14 protein-coding genes and 1 pseudogene are annotated in these 17,464 nt (G+C 63.6%); 10 read left to right on the forward strand and 5 right to left on the reverse strand.

Features of this window, described 5'->3' with window-relative positions; genetic code table 11:
• Positions 1-3: 3 nt before the first annotated feature.
• Genes B9A11_RS02485 through urtE form a run of 4 tightly spaced genes read left to right on the forward strand, consistent with a single transcriptional unit; the run spans position 4 to position 3,073 of the window.
• Positions 4-471, forward strand: a complete 468-nt coding sequence (locus B9A11_RS02485) for a GNAT family N-acetyltransferase (protein WP_058245935.1) — start codon at positions 4-6, stop codon at positions 469-471.
• Positions 468-1,634: an urea ABC transporter permease subunit UrtC gene (gene urtC / locus B9A11_RS02490; protein WP_058245934.1), complete on the forward strand. Its 1,167-nt coding sequence runs from the start codon at positions 468-470 to the stop codon at positions 1,632-1,634. Before B9A11_RS02485 ends, urtC begins: the two co-directional genes overlap by 4 nt.
• A complete protein-coding gene (urtD, locus tag B9A11_RS02495; RefSeq protein ID WP_058245933.1) occupies positions 1,631-2,371 on the forward strand; it encodes an urea ABC transporter ATP-binding protein UrtD in 741 nt (246 codons plus the stop codon). Before urtC ends, urtD begins: the two co-directional genes overlap by 4 nt.
• A gap of 3 nt (positions 2,372-2,374) precedes the next feature.
• Entirely contained in the window at positions 2,375-3,073 is a 699-nt protein-coding gene (gene urtE, locus B9A11_RS02500) for an urea ABC transporter ATP-binding subunit UrtE (protein ID WP_058245932.1), read from the forward strand.
• Positions 3,074-3,085: 12 nt separating this feature from the next.
• Here the strand turns inward: urtE and B9A11_RS02505 are convergent, their stop codons facing one another.
• From B9A11_RS02505 to B9A11_RS02515, 3 genes are read right to left on the reverse strand one after another with little or no spacing between them, the layout of a single operon-like run.
• On the reverse strand, positions 3,086-4,288 hold the full coding sequence (locus B9A11_RS02505; RefSeq protein ID WP_058246407.1) for an efflux RND transporter periplasmic adaptor subunit: 1,203 nt from the start codon (positions 4,286-4,288) through the stop codon (positions 3,086-3,088).
• Between the two features lie 2 nt (positions 4,289-4,290).
• Positions 4,291-6,648 (reverse strand): ABC transporter permease, encoded by a 2,358-nt coding sequence (locus tag B9A11_RS02510; RefSeq protein ID WP_058245931.1) that lies wholly within the window; start codon positions 6,646-6,648, stop codon positions 4,291-4,293.
• 2 nt (positions 6,649-6,650) lie between these two features.
• A complete protein-coding gene (locus tag B9A11_RS02515) occupies positions 6,651-7,367 on the reverse strand; it encodes an ABC transporter ATP-binding protein (protein WP_058245930.1) in 717 nt (238 codons plus the stop codon).
• Between the two features lie 120 nt (positions 7,368-7,487).
• Here B9A11_RS02515 and B9A11_RS02520 point away from each other — a divergent pair, with 120 nt between their 5' ends.
• The 6 genes and pseudogenes from B9A11_RS02520 (at position 7,488) to B9A11_RS02545 (ending at position 14,909) form a co-directional block, all read left to right on the forward strand.
• Positions 7,488-9,104: an ABC transporter ATP-binding protein/permease gene (locus B9A11_RS02520; RefSeq protein ID WP_058246406.1), complete on the forward strand. Its 1,617-nt coding sequence runs from the start codon at positions 7,488-7,490 to the stop codon at positions 9,102-9,104.
• A gap of 746 nt (positions 9,105-9,850) precedes the next feature.
• Positions 9,851-10,615 (forward strand): annotated as a pseudogene (locus tag B9A11_RS22595) (ATP-binding cassette domain-containing protein); the annotation flags it as partial.
• 283 nt (positions 10,616-10,898) lie between these two features.
• Complete coding sequence (locus tag B9A11_RS02530) at positions 10,899-12,509, forward strand: cytochrome ubiquinol oxidase subunit I (RefSeq protein ID WP_058245928.1); 1,611 nt, start codon at positions 10,899-10,901, stop codon at positions 12,507-12,509.
• Positions 12,510-12,514: 5 nt separating this feature from the next.
• Positions 12,515-13,678: a cytochrome d ubiquinol oxidase subunit II gene (cydB, locus tag B9A11_RS02535; RefSeq protein ID WP_058245927.1), complete on the forward strand. Its 1,164-nt coding sequence runs from the start codon at positions 12,515-12,517 to the stop codon at positions 13,676-13,678.
• A gap of 12 nt (positions 13,679-13,690) precedes the next feature.
• Positions 13,691-13,816, forward strand: a complete 126-nt coding sequence (gene cydX / locus B9A11_RS02540) for a cytochrome bd-I oxidase subunit CydX (protein ID WP_083499732.1) — start codon at positions 13,691-13,693, stop codon at positions 13,814-13,816.
• Positions 13,817-13,949: 133 nt separating this feature from the next.
• Positions 13,950-14,909, forward strand: a complete 960-nt coding sequence (locus tag B9A11_RS02545) for a sugar phosphate isomerase/epimerase family protein (protein ID WP_058245926.1) — start codon at positions 13,950-13,952, stop codon at positions 14,907-14,909.
• A 106-nt stretch (positions 14,910-15,015) separates the two neighbouring features.
• Here B9A11_RS02545 and B9A11_RS02550 read toward each other — a convergent pair whose 3' ends face one another.
• Together B9A11_RS02550 and B9A11_RS02555 are read right to left on the reverse strand one after the other, a co-directional pair.
• A complete protein-coding gene (locus B9A11_RS02550; RefSeq protein WP_058245925.1) occupies positions 15,016-16,530 on the reverse strand; it encodes an aldehyde dehydrogenase (NADP(+)) in 1,515 nt (504 codons plus the stop codon).
• An 11-nt stretch (positions 16,531-16,541) separates the two neighbouring features.
• Complete coding sequence (locus B9A11_RS02555; protein WP_058245924.1) at positions 16,542-17,456, reverse strand: dihydrodipicolinate synthase family protein; 915 nt, start codon at positions 17,454-17,456, stop codon at positions 16,542-16,544.
• Positions 17,457-17,464: the final 8 nt, after the last annotated feature.

Below are 17,464 nucleotides of genomic sequence, written 5' to 3' on the forward strand. Positions count from 1 at the left end.
TCCATGCAAATCAACATCCTGCCCGCCCCGACCCCGGCGTTCGAAGCGCTCGTGGACACGCACACCACCTTTTGCGATGGCACCGCGCCCGCTGAAAGCTGTCACCGCCTGCCGGTCTCGCGCCTGTTTACCCCGGACATCACCGTCTGGGTGGTGCAGGAGGGCGAGACGGCCATCGGCATGGGCGCGTTGAAACAGCTGTCCGAGGACGATGGAGAGATCAAATCCATGCACACCCGCGCCAGCGCCCGCGGCCAGGGCATCGCCAAGGCCATGCTGGGCACGATCATCGCCGCCGCAAAGGCCAAGGGGCTCAAAACCCTGTGGCTGGAAACCGGCGTACACCCCGATTTCGCCGCTGCGCGTGCGCTATACAAGGCGCACGGCTTTACCGAATGCGCGCCGTTCGGGGACTATGTCCTTGATCCGCATTCCGTTTTCATGACCAAAGCGTTGGAGGCCGCGCAATGAACCGCTCTTTCCTCGCCCGGAACCCGTCGGTGATGTGGTTCATCGCCATTCTCGGCCTGTTCACTCTGCTTGTGACCGTCTTTTCCGAGGCGACCGGCACCGGGTTGATTTCCACCTCTTTCGTCAAGACTTTGGGCAAAACGCTGTGCCTGTGCCTGATCGCCATCGCCATGGACGTGGTCTGGGGCTATTGCGGGATCCTGTCGCTGGGCCATTTCGCGTTCTTCGGCATCGGCGGCTACGCCATCGGCATGTGGCTGATGTACGCGCGCACCGAAACCATCGTGGCGAACAGCCTTGCCGCCCAGGCGATCCCCCCCACCCCGGCAGAGCTGTCCGACGCGGTCGCCAGCCAGATCTTTGGCGTGGTGGGCGCATCCGAGTTCCCGGCGATCTGGATGTTTGCGCATTCGCTGCCGCTGCAACTGCTGATGGTGGTGCTGGTGCCGGGTCTCTTGGCGCTGGTCTTTGGCTGGCTCGCCTTCCGTTCGCGCGTCACCGGCGTGTACCTGTCGATCCTGACCCAAGCCATGACGCTGGCGCTGTCGCTGTACCTGTTCCAGAACGACAGCGGTCTGCGCGGCAACAACGGCCTGTCCGGCCTGCAAAACATCCCCGGCTTTGAAGAAACCCCGCAGGCGATGATCTCTATGGCGTTCTTCTGGGCCTCGGCGCTGGCGCTGGCACTGGGCTACGTGCTGTTCGCCTGGGTCGTGTCGGGCAAGATGGGCAGCGTGATCCGCGCCATCCGCGACGACGAGGCGCGCGTGCGCTTCCTTGGCTACCACGTCGAAAGCTACAAGCTGTTCGTCTTTACCCTGACCGCCATTGTCGCGGGCATCGCCGGCGCGCTGTACTACCCCCAAGCGGGCATCATCAACCCCGCCGAAATCGCCCCCATCGCGTCAATCTACCTCGCGGTTTGGGTGGCCATCGGCGGGCGCGGACGCCTGTATGGCGCGGTCCTTGGCACCGTCTTTGTCACCCTCGCGTCCAGCTGGTTCACCGGCGGCAGCGCGCCTGACATCAACCTTGGCGTCTACACCATCAAGTGGACCGACTGGTGGCTGGTGCTGCTGGGCCTGTCCTTTGTCGCGGTGACCTTGCTCGCCCCCCAAGGCCTTGGCGGTCTGGTCGACAAACTCAAAGGAAAGAAAGCATGAGCACGCTTCTTGAAATGTCCGGCGTCTCGGTGACCTTTGACGGGTTCAAGGCGATCAACAACCTGTCCTTCCAGATCGGCGAGCCGGAAATGCGCGCCATCATCGGGCCAAACGGCGCGGGCAAGACGACCTTTATGGACATCGTCACCGGCAAGACCAAACCCGACGAGGGGCGCGTCACCTGGGGCGACAACAACATCTCGCTGCTGGGCCTGTCCGAAAGCCAGATCGCCCGCGAAGGCGTGGGCCGCAAGTTCCAGAAACCCACGGTGTTCGAGGCGCAAACCGTGCGCGAGAACCTCGCCATGGCGCTGAAGAACCCGCGTGGGCCGTTTGACGTCTTGTTCTACAAGAAAACCAAGCGCGGGGCCGAGCGGATCGAAGCGCTCGCCGAACAGATCGGCCTATCTGATAGCCTGACTCGCCCGGCGGGAGAGCTGTCGCACGGCCAGAAACAGTGGCTGGAAATCGGGATGCTGCTGGCGCAGGAGCCGCGTCTGCTGTTGGTCGATGAACCCGCCGCTGGCATGACGCCCGCCGAGCGTGAAAAGACCACAGAGATGCTTGTTGAGGCCGCTAAAACCCGCGCCGTGGTGGTCGTGGAACACGATATGGAGTTCGTGCGCCGCCTGAACTGCAAGGTGACCGTGCTGAACGAAGGCTCGGTTCTGGCCGAAGGGTCCATCGACCACGTCACCAAAGACCCGCAAGTCATCGACGTCTATCTGGGGCGCTAAACCATGCTGAACATTGAAAATTTGACGCTGCACTACGGCCATAGCCAGATCCTGTACGACATCTCGATGCAGGCCAAACCCGGCGCGATCACCTGCCTGATGGGCACCAACGGCGTCGGCAAGACGTCCTTGCTCAAGGCGATTTCCGGCACCCACCCGCGCTCTGGCGGGGATATGACGCTGAACGGCCACGACATGCCCAAGGGGATGCCCGCCTACAATCGCGCGCAGCTGGGCGTCGGCTATGTGCCGCAGGGCCGCGATGTCTTTCCGCTGATGACGGTGCGCGAGAATTTGGAAACGGGCTTTGCCTGCCTGCCCAAGTCCGAGCATTTTGTCCCCGACGAGATCTTTGAGCTGTTCCCGATCCTCAAGGACTTCCTGCATCGCCGCGGCGGAGACCTGTCCGGCGGGCAGCAGCAACAGCTGGCGATTGCCCGCGCGCTGGTGGCGAAACCGACGCTTTTGCTGTTGGACGAGCCGACCGAAGGCATCCAGCCCAACATCATCAAGCAGATCGGCGAGGTCATCAAATACCTGCGCGACAAGGGCGATATGGCCATCGTTCTGGTGGAGCAGTTCTTTGATTTCGCCTTTGATCTGGGCGATCACTTCGTGGCGCTGGAACGCGGCGCGGTGATCCACGACGCGACCAAGGCCGACACCCCGCGCGACGTTCTGCTGAAAAAGGTCTCGGTTTGATCGCGGGCTAGGTTACTGCCGCAGGCGGGGCGCAACGGCGACCCCGTCCGCCACCGTGTCAGGCGGGTGCAGAACGATCTGCGCGCCTTCGCCGAGCCCTTGCAGCAGTTGCGCCATTTGCCCGTCGCGCCGCCCGATCTGGATCGACACCTCTTGGGCCACGCCATCCTCGACCGCATAGGTGAACCACGCTCCGTCTCGCCGGAAAATCGCCGAAAGCGGGATCAGCAGCGTGTCGTCGCTGCGCCATTCCTCTATCCTGACAAAGGCCGCGAACCCCTGCCCCAAGCCCTTCCACGCCTCGGGCGACGAGGTGAGATCAAGGATCGCATCCACCCGCTGTTCCTCGATCCCAAGGGCCGAGACGACGGTGCGCGCGGCGGGTTCGATCAAGGTTAACTCCGCCTCCAGCGGATCGCCGCCCCAGCGTTCGACACTGGCCCGCGCGCCGGGTTTCAGCCGGGTTGCTTCGGACGACAGCAGGTCGACCACGATCTCTAGATCAGACGGATCGCCGATGGACAAAAGCTGCGCCCCCGCCACCACGGGCCGCGCGTTTTCATCCGTGATATCAACGACAACGCCGTCCACAGGCGCGGTTAAGGCCATGCAGCACGCCGTCGCCCCGCTGACCTGTTCAGGCGTAACCAAGACCGCCCGCGCGCTTTCGACGGCCGCCAAAGACATCTCGAGCTGCGCCACCGCCGACTGCGCCCCGGCCTGCGCCAAGGTTAACCGCTGGCTGGCATCCTCCAGCGCGGTCAGCGACGCCGCGCCGCGATCCACCAAGGCCTGCGTGCGGGTGAATTGCGTCTGAGCATAGGCCTGCGCCGCTTCGGTCCGCGTCACTTCTGCCCGCGCATATTGGACCGAGGCCTCGGCCTCGTGCAAAGCCGCTTCGGCCTGCGCGCGCGACCGGGCATCCAGCAGCGTCGGCGTGGCCGGCTCCACCTGCGCCACCACGTCCCCCGCATTGACCCTGTCGCCCACATGCACCGGCAGGCGCAGGACGGTCCCGGCGATCGGGGCAGAGACTTCGTACAGGTCGCGGATGCGCGTTTTGCCATCGGCGTTCACCGTCACCGACAGCGCGCCGCGCGTCACCTGCCCCAGATCGACCGGCACAGGGTCGGTCCGCATCGCGGTAAATGCCAGCCCCCCAACGATGGCGAGGGCGGCGGCGCTAAGGCCAAGGGTACGCAAGGTCAGGGTCATGGTCATTCCCTCGTTTTCATGACGGCTATCAGGTCAAGATTGTTCAAGCGGCGCGCCACCAGCGCAACCGAAACGGTCGCAGCCCCCAGCACGATCAGGCTGGCGCGGGCAAAGGTTCCCGGCTCCAGCACCAGCGGAATGGCATAAAGGTCGGACGAAAACCCCGAAGTCATGAGGCTCGCGACCCCCGCCCCCAAAGCCCAACCGACGGGCTGCGCAATGAGCGCGAGCAACAGGACTTCGCCCGCCAAGATGTAGGCCACCTCGCCCTTGGAAAAGCCAAGGATACGCAGCGACGCCAGCTCTCGGGCGCGTTCGGACAGCTGCACGCGCGTGGCATTATAGGCCACGCCGACGGTGATGATCGTGCCCAAAATGCCGTAAATCGTGGTCACCACAAGGATGTTCTGCGACAGGGTATCCAGAAAGCTCTGGCGGTTTTCTGTCATGTTTATGGTGGCGACAAGGCGGGGGAAGTCCTTGATCTGGCTTTCAAATTCCTCTGCAGCACCTGGGTCTGCCAGCGTCAGGTTGACGTTGGTCAAACGCGGGCTTTGCCGGAACATCCGGTTCAACGCGGTCTCGTCCATATAGGCCCCAAGACCAAAGAACTGGGTGACCACGCCGGTGACCGGCACCTGATGCGTCTCACGCAGACCGCTTTCGAAACTTACGGTGATGCTGTCGCCCACCGTAACGTGCAGGGCGCTCGCCAGCCGGTCCGACAGCAACACGCCGCTGGGATCAGGGGCGATGGCTTGGCCCGTCCCGTCGACAACCCGCGCCAGATCAGCCGAGGCGCTGACCGAACTTATGGGGACCAGCTTTTCATACGGCCCGTTGATCAACCTGGCCGAGTAATACTGTTGCGGCTCGACCTGCATCACGCCGGGCAAGCGGCGCACGTCCTCGACCGCCGACACCGGCGCGCTGGGGTCAAACAGCAGCAACATGTCCTGCCGATTGGATTGGTAAAAAGCGCTGTCGATGATCTCTTCCATGGCGTCGGGGAAGAAGTTCGACGCGACCAAAACCGCCACCGCCAAGGCCATCCCCAGCAGGGTCATCCCCGCCCGCAGCGGCCAGCGCAGCAGCGCCCGCAGGATCATCCGGCTGGGTTGCGACAGGTGCAGCGCGGCCATGGCCCGGTCCCCAAGATTGGTCTGGAAACGGGGCGGCGCGGGCGGGGCCATCGCCACCGCAGGCGCAAGACGCGCCGCCGCAAAGGCTGCTCGCAAAGCGCCCAGTGAGGTCGTCGCCACGCCGATCCCCGCCGACCACGCGTAGACCGACAGCGGCACGCCAAACACGAGGAACGGAAAGTCGAAATACTGCGCATAAAGCCGCGCCATCGCCAGCGCCAGCCAAGACCCGGCGAGCCAGCCGATGCCCACCCCAAGCGCCGCGATAAGCCCCGCAAGCATCAGATAATGCAGCGCAATTTCAAGGTTGGTGTAGCCGATCGCCTTCATCAGACCAATCTCAGAGCGCTCCAGCTGAACAATCCGGCTCATCACCATGCTGACCAGAAACACCGTGATCAGCAGGAACACCGGCGGCAGGACGTAGGCGAGCACCCGCAATTGCGTGATCTCAGCGTCCAGAAAGGCGTTGGATTGTTGCCCCGACCGGTCCTGCGGCGTGGTCGCGCCGTAAGGGTCGAGCACCGCTTTGACCTGCGCCTTGACCGGCGCGACCGAAGTGCGCGGCAGCAGCGCCAGCCCGAGCGTATTGAACGCCCCGGACATGCCATAACTCGCGTCCATCACCTCGGCTGTTAACCACAAAATCCCAAAGGTTTCGTTCTGCGGCATCAGCGCGCCGGGGCCGATGGTATAGACAAACTCGGGCGACAACGCGGTGCCAGAGATGGTCAGGCTGCGTTTGCGCCCGTTCAGATTGACCGACAGCTCATCCCCAAGGGCAAAGCCATTGGCGTCGAAAAACGGCCTATTCACAACGACTTCGCTGTTGGTTTCCGGCCAGTGACCCGAGCGCAGCAGCGGGATGTTCAACACCGCCTCGCCCTCGGGCCGCGATATCAGCAAACCCGTCGCAGGCTTGGCCCGCCCCGGAATGTCGAGCACCGCATAGGCGCGGACCTGCGCCTCGATCTGGGCAACGCCTTCGATGGCGCGCAGGTCCGGCAGGATCGACAGGGGCGCGCGCCGCGCCGAGGCAAAAACATGCGCAAAGCGGTTGGTGTCATAGTAGGCGGCGCGGGTGTCATCCAGCGCGCGGGACATGCCGACGCTCATGAGGATCACCGCGATCCCGGCAGCAAGGACCAAGGCAATGGCCAGCCCCTGCACCCACAGCCGTTTGAAATCCCTCAAGAGTTTCCGGTCGAGCGCGTGCATGGCTACCACACGATGTCCGCAGGCGCGAGGCGCGTGTCGTTCACCCGAACGCTTTCGATCTGGCCATCGGCCAGCCGGATGACGCGGTGCGCCATGCCTTGGATCGCGGCGTTATGGGTGATGACGACGGTCGAAGTGCCAAAGGCTTCGTTCACGTGGCGCAGGGTGTCCAGAACCTGCGTGCCGGTTTTGCTGTCGAGCGCGCCGGTGGGCTCGTCGCACAGCAGCACCTCTGGCCGTTTCGCGATGGCGCGGGCGATGGCGACGCGCTGCTGCTCACCCCCGGACATCTGCGCCGGAAAGTGATCCATCCGGTGCGACAGCCCCACCAAGTCCAGCGCCTCGGCGGGGGTCATGGGGGCGCGCGCCACATCGGTCACCAGTTGCACATTCTCGCGCGCGGTCAGGCTGGGCACGAGGTTGTAGAATTGAAAAACAAAGCCCACGTGGTCACGCCGATAGCGCGTGAGCGCCCGGTCGCTGGCCTCTGTCAGCTCGCGGTCCTTGAACCAAAAGCGCCCCTTGCTGGGGTGATCCAGCCCCCCGAGGATATTGAGCAAGGTCGACTTACCCGACCCCGATTGCCCCAAAAGCACCGTCAATTCAGCGGCATAGAGCGTCAGATCCACCCCGGCCAGCGCGTGCACCTGCACGTCGCCCGTCTGGTAGGTCTTGGTCAGCCCTTCGGTGCGAAAGACGATTTCGGGGTCTTGGGACATCGGATTCTCCGGCTCGCAGGGGGCAGTTTGCCTTGGCCGAAGCGCCTTGACGTTGACCCCGATCAAACGCGGCAGTTTGGCCCACTGCACAGCGCGCGCCCAAACCTTTATCTCAGAGCCATGAAAACGACCGCTCCCTTGCCCTTAGACCCCGCCAGCGCCCGCCAGTTGCGGCGCGCGTCCCTGACTGCCGCGCTGGCCTCGGCCTTGTGGCCGGTGCAGGCGGGCTGTCTGGCGATGATGATTCACGCTTGGGTCACGGGGGGCAATGCGTCTGCGGCGCTGCTCGCGGCGGTTTTCGCGCTGACGGGACTGGCGCGCGCCGGCCTTGAGCGTTGGGCCAGCGGGCAGGCCTTTGCTGCCGCCGATCAGACCGTGCACGCCCTTCGCCAAACCTTGCTGGACCGAGAGCCACGGCTGCTGCGCGCCGATGTATCGTCGGCCGAGATCGCCGCGCTCTATGGGCAGAAACTGCCGCTGCTGGTGCCCTATCTGACGCGGTACAAACCGGCGATGATGCGCGTGCGCGTGGTGCCCCTGCTGCTGATCGCCTTGGTCGCGTGGCACAATTGGGCCGCCGCGCTGGCGCTGCTGATCGCGGTGCCGACGATCCCGCTGTTCATGGCGCTGGTGGGCATGGCGGCCAAGGATGCCTCGGCCAAGCAACTGGTCGAAATCGGCGACATGAACCGCCTGCTGGTGGACCATCTGGCGGTGATGCCTGACGCGCGGCTCTTGGGCGGGCTGGACCGTTCGCGCGCGGTGTTTGCGGCCAGCGCCGAAGCCCTCCGCGATCGCACCATGGCCGTTCTGCGCGTCGCCTTTTTGTCGTCGACGGTGCTAGAGCTGTTCTCGGCCATCGGGGTGGCTTTGGTCGCAATTCTGGTCGGCTTCACCCTGCTGGGCGAAGTCACCATCGGCACCTGGGGCGGGTCGCTAAGTGTCTATCAAGGCGTGTTTATCCTGCTTTTGGCCCCGGATGTCTTCTTACCGCTGCGCGATCTGGCCAGCGCGTGGCACGACAAAGCCTCTGCCGAGGCGGTTTTGGACGAGCTCGCCGATTTGGAGGCGCGCGACACCGCTGCGATCCTTGGCACCGGCGCGCGGGTGGCCGCTTTGCCCGGCGCGGGGTCGGTCACGATCCAAGACGCCGCGACCGAGCGCGGCCCCCTGCCCGATCTGGTGGTCCCTGCGGGCGGCAGTCTGGCTTTGGTCGGCCCGTCAGGCGCGGGCAAATCCACCACGATCGAAGCCATCGCCGGCCTGATCCCCCATTCGGGTCATCTGCGCGTTGCAGGCGCTCCCCTGACCGATGCCACCGCCGACGCATGGCGCGCGCGCCTCGCCCTTGTGCCGCAAAGGGTGCACCTGCCGGACATGCCTCTGGACCGCTACCTCGACCCGCACGGGCGCGGCGGCGTGGCCGAGGCGTTGCGGCTTGCCCATGCCGCGCACATCGTCGCCGCCCTGCCCGACGGCTTGGGCACAGTGCTGGGCGAAACCGGCGCGGGCGTCTCTGGCGGAGAGATGCGCCGCCTGCTGCTGGCGCGAGCGTTCCTGTCGGGTGCAGACGTGATCCTTGCCGATGAGCCGACCGCCGATCTGGACGCCCGGACCGCCGCGCAGATCACGCAGGCATTGATCGCGGCCAAGGCGCGCGGGGCAACGGTCATCGTGGCCACACATGATGCGACCCTGGCGGAAGCCATGGACCAAACCCTTGAGGTGAAAGCATGATCCTACTGCGTGCCATCCGATTGCTCTGGTCTGCTGCGCCAAGCGCAATGGTCCGTGGCGCCTTTGCCGGGGTGCTCGTCATGGCCATGGGCGCGGCGCTCTTGGGCCTGTCGGGCTGGTTCATCACGGCCACCGGCGCGGCGGGGCTGATGGGCGTCGGCATCGCCTTTGACGTCTTTCGCCCCTCGGCGGGCATCCGGTTTCTGGCGCTGGGGCGCGCAGCGGGGCGCTATGCCGAACGGCTGTGGACCCACGACGCCACGCTGCGCGCGCTCGCCCGCCTGCGCGTGGTCTTGATGGCCGATTTCGCGCGCAAACCCATGGCAGAGCTGCGACGCCTGCGCGGGTCGGCGCTGCTGGTGCGGATCACTGCGGATGTGGACGCGCTGGACGGCGTTCTGCTGCGCCTCGTGCTGCCGCTGCTGGCGGGGCTGGCGAGCCATGCGCTGGCCTTTGCCCTGCTGTGGTGGCTGGTCGCGCCGCAGATCGCGGGGGCGGTGGCCTTGGGCTATCTGCTTGGCGGCGCTGTGGTTTTCGCCCGGCTGATCCGGCGCAGCACGGCGCTGGCGGCGCAGGCCGAGACACAAGCGCAAACCCTGCGGCGGCAGATGCTGGGCCTGATCCGAGGGCAGCGCGGCGCGATTCTACAGGGCACCCTGCCCCAGCGTGCCGCCGAGATCACCCAGACCGAAACCACCCTGCGGGCCGCGCATGACACCCTTGATAGGGCCGAGCGCAACGCCGCCATGGGCCTGAGCGCCGTGGTCGCCGTTCTTGTCGCGCTGGTGCTGTGGCTGGCCGATGGGTTGGTGCAAAACGGCGCGCTGAGCCCCGCGCCCGCCGCGCTGGGGCTGTTCGCGGCGCTCGCTCTGGCCGAGACGCTGCTGCCCCTGCGCCGGGGCGTGGCCGAGATTGGCCGGATACAGGTGGCCGCCCGCCGCATCCTCGGCACCCCCATCCAAACTGTCGCAACTCCGCCCGCGCCCCACCCTACGGCCCGCGGCCTTGTGGTCCGCGACCTGACCGTGCCGCATCCCGCCCGCGACACCGCGTTGATTCACGGGCTTTCGCTGGATGTTGCGCCCGGAAAAACCGTCGCCCTGCGCAGTCCCAGCGGCAGCGGCAAGAGCACGCTGCTGGACGCACTGGCAGGTCTGCATCCAGCGACGGGCGACATCTGTCTGAACGGTTTGCAGCTAAACGCTTGGCCTGAAAGAGAAATGCGCGCCATTTTGACGCTGGTTCCCCAGCGTACCGCGCTGATCGGCGGTACAATTCGCGACAATTTGGCGCTCGCCACGGACGATTCGGACGACGATCAGGCGGCGTGGAACGCGCTAGAGGCGGTCGCTCTTGATGATGTGATCCGCACGCGGGGCGGTCTGGATGCACGGCTGGGCGAAGGCGGCGCGGGCCTGTCCGGCGGGGAAAGCCGCCGTCTTGCGCTGGCCCGCGCCATTCTGCGTAAGCCTATGATTTTGCTACTGGATGAGCCGACCGAGGGGCTGGACGCACCGCTGGCTCGCCGGGTGCTACACGGCATCCGCACCGCCCTGCCAGAGGCCGCGATCCTCACCGCCTCGCACCGCGAGGCAGAAACGCAGATGGCCGATCAGACCATCGACCTGCAAAGCTATATCTAAGTTTCAGCATATTTTGACCTGCGTCAATGTCGGCGAAACCCGCGTCAATTATGACCACTAACAAAGCCACATCGCCGAGATACGTTAAGCTTCGAGGCAAAACATTAATCTGAAAGCAACCTTTCAGAACCACCATATAAGGAGACGCGTCGTGGAACTTGATATCGTCGAGTTATCTCGCTTTCAGTTTGCGATGACCGCGCTGTACCACTTTCTCTTTGTGCCGCTGACCTTGGGCCTGTCGATCCTCGTCGCGATCATGGAGACGGTCTATGTGATGACCAACCGCCCGATCTGGCGGCAAATGACCAAGTTTTGGGGCTCGCTGTTCGGCATCAACTTTGTGCTGGGCGTGGCCACGGGCATCACCATGGAATTCCAGTTCGGCATGAACTGGTCCTACTACTCGCACTACGTGGGCGACGTATTTGGCGCGCCCTTGGCGATGGAAGGCATGATGGCCTTCTTCCTTGAGGCGACATTCGTGGGCCTGTTCTTTTTCGGCTGGGACAAGCTGTCCAAGCTGCAACACATGGTCGTCGCCTGGCTGGTCGCCATCGGGTCGAACTTTTCCGCGCTGTGGATCCTGATCGCCAATGGCTGGATGGTGAACCCCGTCGGGGCCGAGTTCAACCCGCAGACCATGCGGATGGAGATGACATCGTTCTTTGACGTGGTATTCAACGAGGTCGCGCAGGCGAAATTCGTGCACACCGTGTCGGCGGGCTATGTCACGGCGGCGATTTTCGTGCTGGGCGTGTCGTCGTGGTACATGCTCAAGGGCCGCCACCTGGAGCTGGCCCGGCGGTCCATCGCGGTTGCGGCTTCGTTCGGTTTGGCGGCGTCGCTGTCGGTGGTCGTGCTGGGCGACGAATCCGGCTATTCCGCCAGCCACACCCAGAAAATGAAGCTCGCCGCGATCGAAGCGATGTGGGAAACCCACCACGCGCCTGCGCCCTTTACGTTGGTGGGTATTCCCGACCAAGAGGCGCGCGAGACGCATTATGCCATTGAAATCCCGTGGGCGATGGGGCTGATCGGGACGCGCAGCCTGACCAAGGAAATCCCCGGCATCAACGATCTGGTGGCCGAAGCCGAGCAGCGCGTGCGCCGTGGCATCACCGCCTATGACGCCCTGATGGAGATCCGCGAAGACCCGGCCAACGCCTCTGCCGAGGCCCGTTTCGTGTTCGAGCAGAACTCTGACGATCTGGGCTATGCGCTGCTGCTGAAACGCTACGTGGATGACCCGCGCGAGGCGACCGAGGCGCAGATCGAGATGGCCGCGAACGACACCGTGCCGGGCGTTTTCCCGCTGTTCTGGTCGTTCCGCGCGATGGTGGGCTTGGGCTTTAGCTTTATCCTGCTGACCGGATATTTCTTTTGGATGTCGTCCTTTAAGGGCGCGCAATACCCACGTTGGGCGCTGCGTCTGGCGGTTCTGTGGATCCCCGCGCCGTGGATCGCCGCCGAGCTGGGCTGGTTCGTGGCCGAGTATGGCCGCCAGCCGTGGACCGTGGATGGGATGCTGCCCACCGCGCTGTCGGTGTCGCATCTGGGGGTGACCGATCTGCTGATCACCATCGCCGGTTTCGTCATGTTCTACACGGTGCTGTTCATCGTCGAGATGAGCCTGATGGTGAAATACATCCGCAAAGGCCCGGTGCAGGACGTTGCCGAGACCGACGAATGGATGGACCGCCACCAAGCGCGCCTGAGCGGTATGACCCGCGCGCCTTTTAGCCCCAACCCTGCGGAGTAAAGCACATGATCCTTAACGAACTGGTATCATACGAAGTCCTGCGCCTGCTGTGGTGGGCTTTGCTTGGGGTCTTGCTGATCGGTTTTGCTCTGACCGACGGGTTCGACATGGGCGTGGGCGCTTTGCTGCCTTTCGTCGCGAAAACCGACACCGAGCGGCGCCAGACGATCAACACCATCGGCCCCGTGTGGGAGGGCAACCAAGTCTGGTTCATCCTCGGTGGGGGCGCGATCTTTGCCGCTTGGCCGCCGCTCTATGCGGTGAGTTTCTCGGGGTTTTATCTGGCGATGTTCCTGATCCTCGCGGCGCTGATCCTGCGGCCCGTGGCTTTCAAATACCGCTCCAAGCGGCCTGACCCGCGCTGGCGCAGCACCTGGGACTGGGCGCTGTTCATCGGCGGTTTTGTCCCGGCGCTGCTGTTCGGCGTGGCGGTGGGCAACGTGCTGCTGGGCGTGCCGTTTCACCTGACGCCGGACCTGATGCCGATGTATGACGGCAGCGCCTTGGGCAAGCTGTTTGGCCTGCTGCGGCCCTTCGCCCTGCTGGCGGGGCTGGTGTCGGTGGCGATGCTGCTGATGCACGGCGCGGCGTGGCTATCGCTCAAGGCCGATGGCGCGGTACGCGATCGCGCGCGCCGGATCGGGACCATCGCCGGGATGGTCGCCGCCGTTGGCTATGCTCTGGCGGGCCTGTGGCTGGCGGTCGGGATCGATGGCTATGCGTTCACCCATGCGGTGGCGCATGACGGCCCGTCCAACCCGCTGATGAACAGCGTGGCGCGCGAAGGCTCTTGGCTGTCCGCCTACGTTGATCGCCCGTGGATCGTGGCAGCACCGCTGTTCGGCTTTGTCGGGATAGCCATGGCTGTGCGCGGCCTGCGTGCCGGGCGAGACGTCAGCACCCTGCTGTGGTCGAAACTCGGCATCTTTGGGATCGTGTCCAGCGTTGGCCTGACCATGTTCCCGTTTATCTTGCCCTCAACTGTGGACCCGAACAGCTCGCTGACCGTGTGGGATTCCTCGTCCTCGCACATGACACTGTTCGTCATGCTGGTGGGCGCGGCGTTCTTTATGCCGCTGATCCTCGCCTACACGGCGTGGGTTTACAAAGTCCTCTGGGGCAAAGTGACCCAAGACGACGTCACCGCCAATGGCGACACGCTTTACTAAAGGAGATACGCAATGTGGTATTTTGCTTGGATGCTCGGCCTCCCCCTTGCGGCGGCGTTCGCGGTGCTGAACGCCATGTGGTTGGAACTGCGACAGGACGCTAAGATCGCAGAAGACGCCGACAACCTTGATAAATGATGAATCGGGGGCCACATCGGCCCCCTTTTCGCTATCGATTTTAATCGAAACGCGGGCAAATCTTGCCCCGCAAGGAAACCAAGCCTTTACACATCGCCCCCTAAGGTCGTTGCGAACCTAGGGAAAGACAGCGATGAAACTCGGTTTCGTATCCGACAGCCTTGGCGGGATGTCACTTACTCAAATGCTCGATCATGCGGTGCGCATGGGCGTTAGCGGCGTCGAAATCAACACCGGCGGCTGGTCCAAGGCCCCGCATTTCGACCTGCCTGCCTTGCGCGACAGCGCAGAGGCCAGACGCGCCTTTGTCGCCGAATTCGACGCGCGTGGGCTCGAAATCATTGCTCTGAACGCCAACGGCAACCCGTTACACCCAACGGACCGCGCCCAGGGGGATTGCCTGATCGACACGATCCGCCTTGCCGGAGAGATGGGGGTCAAAAAGGTGTGTACCATGTCCGGCTTGCCCGCCGGCAGCCCGAACGACACCATCCCCAACTGGGTCATCACCTCTTGGCCGCCGGAAACCCAAGACATCCTTCAATATCAATGGAATGAGTGCCTCATCCCGTTTTGGACCGGCGTGACCCAAGTGGCCCGCGATAGTGGCGTGGATCAAATCGCGCTCGAACTGCATGGCAATCAATGCGTCTACAACGTGCCCACGCTCATGATGCTGCGTGACGAAATCGGCCCGGTGATCGGCGCGAACCTCGACCCGTCTCACCTGTTCTGGATGGGTGCGGATCCTCTCGTCGCAGCCGAAGCGCTAGGCGAGGCGATCTTTCACGTCCATGCAAAGGACACGATGCTCAACAGCCCCGTTCAGGCAACCACCTCGCTGCTCGACAACAGTTCTATGATGGATGTCCCCGCGCGGTCCTGGTCTTATGTCACCTTGGGCATCGGCCACGGCGAAGACTGGTGGAGCCAATTCTGTTACCGGCTCCGCATGGCCGGCTACGATGGTTGGCTCAGCATCGAACACGAAGATGTCCTGCTGAACTCGTTGGAAGGGCTCGAAAAATCAGTGCGGCTGCTGCAATCCGTCTTGCCGCTTCAAGGCTCGGATTATCGCCCGCAGGACATCTAAACCCAAACGCAAAAAAGCCGGGGCACACCCGGCTTTTCAACGCATCACCCAAGGGACGGTGGGCGGGGCGTGGTTCCGCAGGAACGAGCGTCCGCCCACCGGGCCCTTAGCTCCAGTCCCCTGGCAGCAAGGCGTCAGGGAAATTCTGATAGCACACGGGCCGCAGAAACCGGCGGATCGCCAATGTCCCGACACTGGTTGCACCAAAGTTCGTCGACGCCGGGTACGGGCCACCATGCACCATCGCATCAGCCACTTCGACGCCCGTCGGGAACCCGTTGACCAACAAACGGCCCGCTTTGCGCTCCAGCGCAGGCATCAGGCTTTGCGCGACGGGTAAATCGCCCTCGTCCATATGCAGCGTGGCCGTCAACTGACCTTCAAAACCACGCGCCAGCGCGTCCATCTCCTCCGGGCCAGACACCCGGACAACCAGCCCGAGAGGGCCAAAGACCTCCTCGCCAAGCGCATGATCTTGCAAGTAATTTTCAGCGTCAGTCTCATACAGGTTCGGCGCTGCAAAGCGGCCCTCGCTATCAGACACCAGCACCGGCTTCACCGCGTTGCGCCCGTCAAAGCGCGCCTTGCCATCCCGGTACGCATCAGCGATCCCATCGGTCAACATGCACTGTGTCTGAACACCCTTGAGCGCCTCAGCCGCCGCTTGCACCAGAGCATCGCCCGCAGCGCCTTTTTCAACGACGGCAATACCAGGGTTGGTGCAGAACTGGCCCGCGCCCATGGTCAACGACGCTGCCCAACCAGTGCCAATATCGGCTCCCCGGGCCTCTGCGGCCTTGGGCAGAACAAACATCGGGTTGACCGAGCCCAACTCGCCAAAGAACGGGATCGGCTCCGGACGTTGTGCACAAAGATCATACAAGGCGCGACCGCCGCCCAAAGATCCGGTAAAGCCCACCGCCTTGATCAACTCATGCTGCACCAAAGACGTCCCCACGTCGCGCTTGCCGCCTTGGATAAGGCTGAAAACGCCGGGATGTATACCACAAGTATTCACAGCAGCATGAATGGCTTCGGCAACGATTTCTCCGGTGCCGGGATGCGCAGAGTGTCCCTTGACGACAACTGGGCACCCCGCTGCCAGCGCGCTCGCGGTATCACCGCCTGCCGTCGAAAATGCCAAAGGAAAGTTCGACGCGCCAAAGACGGCAACCGGACCAATCGGGCGCTGAACCATCTTGAGATCGGGACGCGGCAAGGGCTGACGATCCGGCAGCGCCTCATCATGACGGCGATCCAAATAGGCGCCCTTCAGAATATGTTCCGCAAAAAGACGCAGTTGGCCGGTGGTGCGCCCCCGTTCCCCTTGCAGGCGCGCTTCGGGAAGGCCCGTTTCCTGCACGCCAATTTCGGTGATCGCCTCGGCGCGTGCTTCGATCTCATCGGCAATGGCGTTCAGAAATTTGGCGCGCTCCTCGCGGCTGGAATAGCCATAGGACCAAAAGGCATCCTCTGCGGCCCGCGCCGCTTGATCCACAAGCTCAGGCGTACCCACACTGTATGCAAAAGATGTACCAGTTGAGGGCTCGGACATGAACGTGGTCTCAGATGCAACCCATTCCCCGGCGATCAGATGTTTTCCATGCGGTTTGAATACCATGTGTATACTCCTCACTTGCCCCATTTCAGGGCGATCAGGTCCAGCTCTTGCGAAAGGCTGATAAGGCGCTCTTTCGTCCGTGCGGACAGAGGTTTCAAGGGATGACGCACAAAGTCAGAGCCGATCACCCCGCCTTCCATCATCACGGTTTTTGCGGCGCGCAAGCCGCATTGGCGGTTTTCGTGATTGATCAGCGGCAAACACAGCTTCCACTGGTCGAGCGCCGCATCGTGATTTCCCGCCAGATACTCGGTCACGATCGGGCGAATTTTCTCGGGCTGCAAGGCCGAGGTCATCGTTCCGGTGCAGCCCGCGTCCAGATCGGCCAGCAGAGTTACCGCCTCTTCACCGTCGAACGGACCCACAATGTGATCTCCGCCGGCTTCGATCAAAGCGGCCAATTTATCGGCGGCGAACGGCGTCTCGATCTTGAAATAAGACACATTTTCAATATCTTGCGCCATCTTGACCAGCACGAGCACTGGCAAGGACACCCCCGACAAAGGCGCGTCCTGCACCATGATCGGGATGTTGACCGCATCGCTGACCGCTTGGAAATGCTCGAAAATGCCGTCGGGCGCGGGCACCAGACCGACACCATGATAGGGCGGCATCATCATGAGCATCGACGCGCCCATCGCCTCTGCGGCCTTGGCGCGCGCGACAACCACGTCGGTCGAGAAATGCGACACGGTCACGATGACCGGCACGCGGCCCGCGACCTGCTCCAGCGAATGACGCATGACCAGTGCGCGCTCTTCGTCGGACAGCAGGAACTGTTCCGAGTAGTTTGCAAGTATACAAATTGCATCCACGCCTTGATCGATCATGCAATCCATCACGCGGCGGGTGCCTTCTTCGTCGACACGCCCGTCCGCATGGAACGGCGTCGGCGCGACCGGCAGGATGCCCGTCAGTTTTTCCATGTCTCTCT

Source organism: Tropicibacter naphthalenivorans, assembly GCF_900176475.1.
In the GTDB taxonomy this organism is placed as follows: Bacteria; Pseudomonadota; Alphaproteobacteria; order Rhodobacterales; family Rhodobacteraceae; genus Tropicibacter; species Tropicibacter naphthalenivorans.